This is a genomic window from Pseudomonas sp. 05T35 (genome assembly GCF_056396605.1).
In genome coordinates this window covers 1-8,741 of sequence record NZ_JBFTLU010000167.1, presented here as the reverse complement: position 1 = coordinate 8,741, position 8,741 = coordinate 1, and the positions used below count along the sequence as shown (strand labels likewise).

General features: G+C 59.7%; 7 protein-coding genes and 1 pseudogene. 3 read left to right on the top strand and 5 right to left on the bottom strand.

Annotation, left to right across the window (positions count from 1 at the left end):
* Positions 1-428, top strand: a 428-nt coding sequence (locus AC1DH9_RS14615; protein WP_477808340.1) for a sensor histidine kinase, incomplete at its 5' end; no start/stop codon positions are given.
* Between the two features lie 5 nt (positions 429-433).
* On the opposite strand, the gene AC1DH9_RS14610 is transcribed toward AC1DH9_RS14615, so the two are convergent.
* Together AC1DH9_RS14610 and AC1DH9_RS14605 are read right to left on the bottom strand one after the other, a co-directional pair.
* A complete protein-coding gene (locus AC1DH9_RS14610; protein ID WP_427545383.1) occupies positions 434-1,129 on the bottom strand; it encodes a Crp/Fnr family transcriptional regulator in 696 nt (231 codons plus the stop codon).
* Positions 1,130-1,252: 123 nt separating this feature from the next.
* Positions 1,253-1,950: pseudogene (locus AC1DH9_RS14605) on the bottom strand (Crp/Fnr family transcriptional regulator).
* A gap of 236 nt (positions 1,951-2,186) precedes the next feature.
* Here AC1DH9_RS14605 and cls point away from each other — a divergent pair.
* Together cls and AC1DH9_RS14595 are read left to right on the top strand one after the other, a co-directional pair.
* A complete protein-coding gene (gene cls / locus AC1DH9_RS14600) occupies positions 2,187-3,581 on the top strand; it encodes a cardiolipin synthase (protein WP_477808339.1) in 1,395 nt (464 codons plus the stop codon).
* A 65-nt stretch (positions 3,582-3,646) separates the two neighbouring features.
* Positions 3,647-4,498: a hypothetical protein gene (locus AC1DH9_RS14595; protein WP_427545389.1), complete on the top strand. Its 852-nt coding sequence runs from the start codon at positions 3,647-3,649 to the stop codon at positions 4,496-4,498.
* A gap of 129 nt (positions 4,499-4,627) precedes the next feature.
* On the opposite strand, the gene AC1DH9_RS14590 is transcribed toward AC1DH9_RS14595, so the two are convergent.
* The 3 genes from AC1DH9_RS14590 to AC1DH9_RS14580 are packed head-to-tail and all read right to left on the bottom strand — an operon-like array spanning position 4,628 to position 8,579.
* The gene (locus AC1DH9_RS14590; protein WP_477808338.1) at positions 4,628-5,788 is read right to left on the bottom strand and encodes an iron-containing alcohol dehydrogenase; all 1,161 of its coding nucleotides are present in this window, start codon (positions 5,786-5,788) and stop codon (positions 4,628-4,630) included.
* Between the two features lie 3 nt (positions 5,789-5,791).
* The gene (locus AC1DH9_RS14585; protein ID WP_427545393.1) at positions 5,792-7,183 is read right to left on the bottom strand and encodes an aldehyde dehydrogenase family protein; all 1,392 of its coding nucleotides are present in this window, start codon (positions 7,181-7,183) and stop codon (positions 5,792-5,794) included.
* Positions 7,184-7,205: 22 nt separating this feature from the next.
* Positions 7,206-8,579, bottom strand: coding sequence for a glutamine synthetase family protein (locus AC1DH9_RS14580; RefSeq protein WP_427545395.1), 1,374 nt, complete (start codon positions 8,577-8,579; stop codon positions 7,206-7,208).
* Positions 8,580-8,741: the final 162 nt, after the last annotated feature.

The following is an 8,741-nucleotide window of genomic DNA, read 5'->3' as shown; positions in this document are numbered from 1 at the left end:
ACGCATTGGTGGGCGAATGCCTGGACGAGCTGAGTCTGGTGTTCCCTGAGCACACGCTGACCCATCTTTGTGTCGGCCAAGGTCATTTCATCGCCGACAGTGACCGGATCCATCAGCTTATTGGCAATCTGGTTGCCAACGCRATTGCCTATGGCATGGCTGAGGGTGGGGTCACGGTGTCTTCGTGCTTCGAGGACCAGGTAATCATTGGCGTACACAACCTTGGCACGCCGATACCCTCGGAGTTGCTCGACAACGTGTTCGAACCGATGATTCGCGGCAGTCACGATAATGCAAAACTGCGCAGTGTCGGGCTCGGCCTGTTCATTGTGAGAGAGATTGTCAGGGCGCATCACGGCGATATCAGGGTGACTTCCTCGATAGAAGGCGGCACTACGTTTACGGCGACCTTTCCCTTACCACGATAACTGCGTCATAACGGAGTCGAGAGAGTGTCGCTATAGCACTCGCATGACGCCGCTTCCAATCCCTTGCGGTCAAGAATCGTGATTTCACCACGGGTGTAACGGATCAATCCACGCTGTTGCAGCGTGCCGGCGGCCAATGTCACGCCGCTGCGCCGAACCCCGAGCATGTCCGCAAGGGACATGTGGGTCAGATGAAAGTGATTGGCGTGCGCGCGATCATGGGTCATCAGCAACCAGCGCGCCAGGCGTGGCTCAATCTCGTGAAAATGGGTACAGGCGGCAGTTTGAGCAAGCTGCATCATCTGCACATACAGGTACTGATTGAGCCTGCGCAACAATAACGGGCTCTCGCGCAGTGCGACCTGCAACTGCAAGCCTCTCATCCTCAGGCACATGCCGGCGCCTTGCACCACGGCGCGCATAGGGGCGGTATTGACCCCCAGAGCGAGTGTCGCCCCAAGCATCCCTTCATTGCCGATCAGGCTCATGTGCAGAGGAGGGTGGCGGTACAACGTCACCACTTCAGCGATGAGCGCTGTTTGAGGGAAATACACATGCAGGATCGGATGGCCCGGTTCGAACAGGACAGTGCCAAACGCCAGTTCGACGTTATCGCACTGTGCTTGCAGCCGGCCGTAGTCAGTCTTCGACAGCCCCTGGAGTAGCCGGTTTTCTATTGGTTGCCCTGACGTAATTGGCATGCGCAGATCCTGCGGCACAGTGGGCCCTGGATGGGCGGGACAGGTGCCGGGGCCGTCTCATGTTTTAAGTGTGGGTGACTCTGGCAGGCCGGTCTGTTCGCTAGAACACGCAGGCACTGGCAGTCAGCGGGTTGGCTTTAGCGGAACGTAAGGCAGCAGGCGCTCGGTTTCTTTTCTGACCACCGCGTAGCACTCGCAGCTCAGTTGCTCGAGCGCGGCCCTGTCCAGCACCCTGATGTGGCCACGGCTGTATTCGATAACGCCGAGGCGTTGCAGCTTGCCGGCGGCATCGGTCACGCCTTCGCGGCGTACGCCGAGCATGTTGGCGATCAATTCCTGGGTCATGATCAGTTGATTGTCTTGCAGGCGATCGAGGGATAGCAGCAGCCAACGGCACAATTGTTGGTCAATCGAGTGATGACGGTTGCACACCGCAGTCTGGGCCATCTGGGTGATCAACGCCTGGGTGTAGCGCAACATCAGCAGGAGCATCTCCCCGTGGCGGTTGAACTCATCCTTGAGTCGCTGGCCGGGTAACCGAAAGGCATGCCCGGCACTCTGGACAATCGCCCGGCTCGGCGTGCTTTCACCGCCCATGAAGACGGCGATGCCGATGCCGAGGCGCCGTTTTCCATCACGTACAGCAGGGACACGATGGAGTCGGTCGGGAAATAGACGTGCCGCAGGGCATCCCCGGACTCGTAGAGCACCTTGCCGAGCGGCAGGGTGATCGGCTCGAGGTAGGGCAGCAAGCGCTCCAGCGATTGCGCGGGCAGGGCCGCCAGAAGATGGTTCTGTTGTGGCTTTGGAGCATCAAGCATGTCAGCCACCGTCCGAAGTTGAGATTCCCTATCCCTACATATTAATCCATGGTGTGGTGTGTACATGGCCACGCTGAACCGTCTGTCGGTATTACTGCGCGCGTGCAAATTTGCTGTCGGTGATAAAAAACGCGGGGCTGCTGTGCAGAGTCTAAATTTAAGAGCGTTATCGCACCGAAACCATGCTCATTTACTGCCACGATACAGGCGCCCCTTCAGTTTCGGGCGGAGGCTGCATGAACCTGTTTTCCATCCGGATGTTGCTGCGAACACTGACAGTGCTGAGCCTGACACTGCTGGTGGCGTGTGGTTCGTTGCCCACCATCGTTCCCGATATGGCCTACACCAACCCGGCCTCTGTGAAGATCGACAGCACGCACGGACCGCTGTCAGCCGAACGCAGCAAGGCCGTTATTGACCGTTTGAAGGCCAAAGGCGTCCAGACGAACATCTTCGACCTGCATATGGCGATCGAGGAGGCCATCGTCGGTAGCCCGCTGACGAACGGCAACAAGGTTGAACTGTTACAGAATGGTCCGAGTACCTACCAGTCAATGCTCACGGCGATTGCCAGCGCGCGTGATCACATCAATATCGAGAGTTACATTTTTGACGACGATGAAATCGGCCAGCGCTTTGCCGCAGCGCTGATTGCCAAACAGGCGGCTGGGGTCCAGGTCAATCTGATCCGGGACAGCGTCGGTACCCTCAGCACACCTTCGGCTTTTTTTACCCGACTGACCGCCGCGGGCATCAATGTGCTGGAATTCAATCCGGTCAATCCCGCGACCGCCAAGGCTGGGTGGCAAGTGAATCAGCGGGATCATCGTAAGCTACTGATCATTGATGGCCGCGTTGCCTTCCTCGGCGGTATCAACGTGAGCAGTGTCCATTCAGGCAACTCGTTCAGCCTGAACGCCAAAGTCAAACCCGCCGGCAAGTTGCCTTGGCGCGATACTGACTTGCGGGTTGAAGGGCCAGCCGTGGCTGAACTGCAAAAGCTGTTTATCGAGACGTGGGAAAAACAGAAAGGCACACCGCTCGCGACACGTCATTACTTTCCGAAAACCGAACACAAAGGCCACGAGGTCGTACGTGCTATCGGTAGTTCGCCGGACGAACCCTACAGCCTGATCTACGCCACGCTGATTTCGGCGCTACGCAGTGCGCAAACCGAAATCTGGCTGACCAACGCCTACTTCGTGCCCGATCCGCAGCTGTTGGCGRAGCTCAAGAATGCTGTGGCACGCGGCGTCGATGTGAAGCTGGTGCTGCCCAGCAGCACTGATTCCTGGCTGGTATTCAACGCTGGCCGCAGGCACTACACCGAGCTGCTGGAGGCCGGCGTCAAGCTCTACGAACGCCGCGATGCCTTGCTGCATGTCAAGACCGCGGTGATCGATGGTGTCTGGTCCACGGTCGGCTCTACCAATCTTGACTGGCGGAGTTTTCTGCACAACCAGGAAGTCAACGTCGTGGTACTCGGCACCGGGTTCGGCGAGAAAATGCGCTCGGCGTTCCTTGCCGATTTGCTGAAATCAAACGAAATCACACTTGAGCAGTGGCAGCAGCGTTCCCTTGACGTAAGAGCCAAGGAGCAGTTTGCTCACCTCTGGGAGTACTGGTTGTGAGGCAAGCACAAATGACGCCCATGAAGCTTTTGAGCCGGGTGAATATCAGCTTCTGCAGAGGCGCCATGCTGGTTCGCTTGGTCTTGCTCTATCTGTTGATCGGCATGCCGCTGGCCCACGCGCAGGATGCTCAAGCACTGATCGCACGCTACGGCGCCTTGCGTGAACAGTTGGCCAACAACCCGTTCCACCGCCCGCTCTATCTCCAATCAACTGAAACGTCAGACAGCCTGACAGGCGACGTCTATGCCTTGATCGAGCAACCCTATGCGGTGGTCAGTCCGGCGCTGCAGGGCATCGGCCATTGGTGCGATATCCTGATCCTGCATTTGAACGTGAAGAGCTGTCACGCCTCTTCCGGCGCAGGGGAAGGGTTACGCGTCAACATAGGGCGCAAGTCGGATCAGCCGCTGGCCGATACCTACCCGTTCGATTTTCTTTACCGGGTTGTCACCGATAGCGCCGATTACCTTCAGGTTGTGTTGAGCTCCGCGCAAGGACCGTTTGGAACGAGCAACTATCGGGTCAAGCTTGAAGTGGTGAAGCTCGATTCTCAGCGCAGCTTCCTGCATTTGTCCTATTCGTACGACTACGGTATCGCGGCCCGTATGGCCATGCAGGGCTATCTGGCGACAGTCGGTCGCAACAAGGTCGGCTTCAGCATCGTTGGCCGCAAGGCCGATGGTCAGCCAGCCTATATTGGCGATATGCGGGGTGTCGTCGAGCGCAATGCGATGCGCTACTACGTGGCGATCGAAGCCTACCTCGGCGCGCTGACGACACCCGCGCCGCAACAGCTCGAAAAACGTCTGAGCGACTGGTACACCGGGATTGAACGTTACCCGCTGCAGTTGCATGAGATTGGGCGCAGCGAGTACCTCTCCATGAAGCGCAGTGAAGTCCAGCCCAGCAAGTAGAAGGCCCGGCAGCCGCGATAAAATAAAGCCGGCCCTAGAGCCTGATTTCAGCCGCGAGGCATTCTCTGTAGCAGCTGCCGAAGGCTGCGTTCGGCAGCTGCTACAGATCGCATTACGGTTTAAGTGAACCTAGAGCCGGCCGTGATACGCCGCTTCGAAAATCTCCATCGCGCCATTGCGGGTCAAGGGCAGCGGGTTACCGCCGGCGCAGGGGTCGACAATCGCCATGTCGGCGATCAGGTCGGCCTGCCGATCATCCACCCCCAGCTCAAACAGCGTATGCGGCACGCCGATGTCCTTGCGCAACTTGAGGACGAAGGCCAGAAAACTGTCGAAGCCCGGGGTCGGCAGACGCAGATATGCCGCCAGCCGGGTGATGCGTTCCTCGATGGCCGGGCGATTGAATTTCAACACATAGGGCATGAACGTGGCGTTGGTCATGCCGTGATGGGTGTCGTACAGGGCGCCCACCGGATGTGCGAGCGCGTGCATCCCGCCCAGGCCTTTCTGGAAGGCGGTGGCGCCCATCGCGGCTGCCGCGAGCATTTCCGCGCGCGCCTCAAGGTCGGAGGGGGTGCGTACTGCACGCACCAGCGCATTGGCCACCAGGCGCATGCCTTCTACCGCAATTCCTTCGGCCATGGGGTGGAAACCGGGGGCGCAGTAGGATTCCAGGCAATGGGCAAAGGCATCCATGCCGGTGCCGGCGGTGACTTTTGCCGGCATGCCGACGGTGAGGGCCGGGTCGCTGATGACCACCCGTGGCATCATTTTCGGGTGGAAGATGATCCGTTTGGTGTGCGTACGCTCGTCGATGATCACCGCTGCACGGCCGACTTCGGACCCTGTACCCGCGGTGGTCGGCACTGYAATGATCGGGGCGATGCTGCTTTCGTCGGCGCGAGTCCAGTAGTCGCCGATGTCTTCGAAATCCCACACCGGCCGGGTCTGGCCGCTCATGAAGGCGATCAGCTTGCCCATATCCAGCCCGCTGCCGCCGCCGAAGGCGACCACGCCGTCATGCTTGCCGGCACGCCAGGCGTCGAGCCCTCCCGCCAGATTGGTCTCGACCGGATTCGGTTTGAGGTCGCAAAACAGCTCCACGCCGAGGCCGGCGGCGCGCAGGGATTCCAGCGCCGCCGTGGTGATCGGCGCACGCGCCAGGCCGCTGTCGGTGACCAGCAACGGTCGCTGGATACCTTGGCTGCGGCAGGTGTCGGCCAGTTCGGCGATGCGGCCAATACCGAAGTGGATGCTCGTGGGGTAGTTCCAGTTCGCAGTCAGGCTCATGGCTCAGATCTCATGGCGCAGATGGAAGGATTTGGCTCGGGTCAGGTGTTCGTAACCGATGCGCGACAGCGTTACGCCGCGCCCGCTGTTTTTCACCCCGGCCCAGGCCAGGGCCGGGTCCAGGTAGTCACAGCGGTTCATGAATACGCTGCCGGTGGCGATCTCATCGCCGATACGTTCGGCGGCGGCGAGGTCCGCGGTCCAGATGGAGGCGCTGAGCCCGAACTCGCTATCGTTCATCAAGGCGATGGCTTCGTCGTCGCTGGCAACCGGCATGATGCCGACCACCGGACCAAAGCTTTCCTCGCGCATCACCGACATTTGATGGTTAACGTTGACTAACACCTGCGGCGCGAGGTAGGCGCTGCCGGGCACGTCCGCTGGAAAGGCCTTTGGATCGATCAGTGCTTTTGCGCCTTTTGCCAGTGCTTCGGCGATTTGCCCGCGCACGAACTCGGCAGCCCCCGGATTGACCAACGGGCCGAGGGTGGTGGCTTCGTCCAGCGGGTTGCCCAGCACGTATTGGCGGGTCAGGGCGGCAAAACGCTCGACAAACGCCGGGTAAATTGTTTGATCAACATAGATTCGCTCGACGGCGCAGCAGCTTTGCCCGGAGTTGAAAAAACTGCCGTCCACCAGGTTTTCCACGGCATGCTCAAGGTTGGCGTCTGCGCGGACGTAGGCCGGGTCTTTGCCGCCGAGCTCCAGCCCGATGCCGAGGAAGAGCCCGGTGGCGGCGATTTCGATGGCTTTGCCGGCTTCGACCGAACCGGTGAAGTTCACTTGCTGCACCCGTCCGGAGGCAATGATCGCCGCGGTATAGGTGTGATTGAGCAGCAGGTTATGGAACAGCCCTTCGGGCAGATTGGCGCGGCGAAAGGCCTCGGCGAAACGTTCGCCGACCAGCAGCGTTTGCGAGGCGTGTTTGAGGATGACGCTGTTGCCGGCCATCAGCGCCGGAATAATCGTATTCACCGCCGTCAGGTAGGGATAATTCCACGGCGCGATAACCAGCACCGTACCCAGCGGCTCGCGTTTGATCTGGCGTCGAAACCCCGCGACAGGCGCAGGTTCGACCGCAGCCAAGGCTTCAGGTGCGATGGCGATCATGTGCCGGGCACGCTCTTCGAAACCGCGCAGCTCGCCGGCACCAAAGCGTACCGGGCGGCCCATTTGCCAAGCCAGTTCCGGGACTATTTCGTCTTTCATGGCCAGCATCGCGTCCACGGCGGCACTGCAAAAAGCGGCGCGCTCGCTCAGTGGCCGGCGCTTCCATGACGCCTGGGCGGCTGCGGCAGCCGTCAGAGCCTGCTCGATCTGCGCCGCATCGGCGCAGTGGCGTTCGGCGTAGACCCGGCCATCGACCGGGGAGATGAGTTGAATCATCGTCGTCATGGCTGCCTCAATAATCGATTGCTCAATAGCGCTCAAAGCCGCGCTGCAGTTCCCAGTCGGTTATCCGTCGGTCGTACTCTTTCTGCTCCCATTCGGCGGTGTGCACGTAGTGGTCGACCACTTCGTCACCGAACGCCTCGCGCAACATTTTCGAGGCCTTGAGCGCGGTACAGGCATCGCGCAGGGTCTTCGAGACTTCCGGCAAGTGTTCGTCGAGGTAGGCATCGCCTTCAAAGGGAGGCGCCAGGCTGAGTTTCTCGTCGATACCGGACAGCCCCGCAGCGATCAACGCGGCGAAGGCCAGATAAGGGTTGAGGTCGGCGCCGCCGATGCGACATTCGATGCGGATGGATTTGCTGCCTTCGGCGCACAAACGAAAGCCTGCAGTGCGATTGTCCCGACTCCAGACCGCCCGGGTCGGTGCGAAAGTGCCGGCCTGGAAGCGCTTGTACGAATTGATGTAAGGCGCGAGAAAACAGGCGATGTCGTTGGCGTACTTGAGCTGCCCGGCCACCCAGGCACGCATCAGCGTCGACATGCCGAACTCGGCCTTGGGGTCGAAGAACAGCGGCTTTTTGCCATTCTTGTCCCACAACGAGTTGTGGATATGGCTACTGGACCCGGCGGCGTCATAGCGCCACTTGGCCATGAACGTGATCGCTTTTCCCTGCAATTGCGCGATCTCTTTGCAGGCGTGCTTGATGATCACGTGCTGGTCGGCCATGGTCAGGGCATCGGCATAACGGACGTTGATTTCTTCCTGGCCCGGGCCCCATTCACCCTTGGAGTTTTCCACGGGAATGCCGGATGCCTGCAGGTGTTTGCGAATCGCCCGCAGCACCGGCTCCTCGCGGGTGGTCTGGAGGATGTTGTAATCCTCGATGTAGTGGCCAGCGGTTTTCGGCTTGTGGTAGTTGCGCTCGTGGATGGCCTCGTAACTCTCGTCAAACAGATAGAACTCCAGCTCAGAGGCAAACATGCCACTGTAGCCGCGCTCGCGCAGTCGCTCGATCTGCTTTTTCAGGATTGCCCGTGGGCTATGGGGCAGGTCGCGCCGATGGTGATGGTCGAGCACGTCGCAGAGCACCAGCGCCGTGCATTCCAGCCACGGCACGCGGCGCAAGGTAGCCATGTCGGGTTTGAGCACGAAATCGCCATAGCCTTTGCTCCAGCTGGCGGCGGCGTAACCCGGTACCGGCTCCATGTCGATGTCGTCGGCCAGCAGGTAATTGCAGCAGTGGGTTTCTTCATGGCCGCTGTCGATGAAAAACTCGACCTGGAATCGCTTGCCGACCAGTCGCCCCTGCATATCGACCATGCAGACCAGCACGGTATCGATATCGCCTGCGCTAGCGGCGAGTTTCAGTTCTTCGAAGCTGAGAAGGGGCTCGGTCATCACGTCAGTCCTGCGTGAAATATGAGCAATGAGTTGCTGAAAGCGTAGCCTACTGCAGCTGTAAACAAGTCTTGGCGGACGAAACCCGACGAATCAGCAGCAGATCCAGAAGCTAGAATAACTATCAAGAAATGTCAGTCAGTTAAGTCAGTACGCATACTC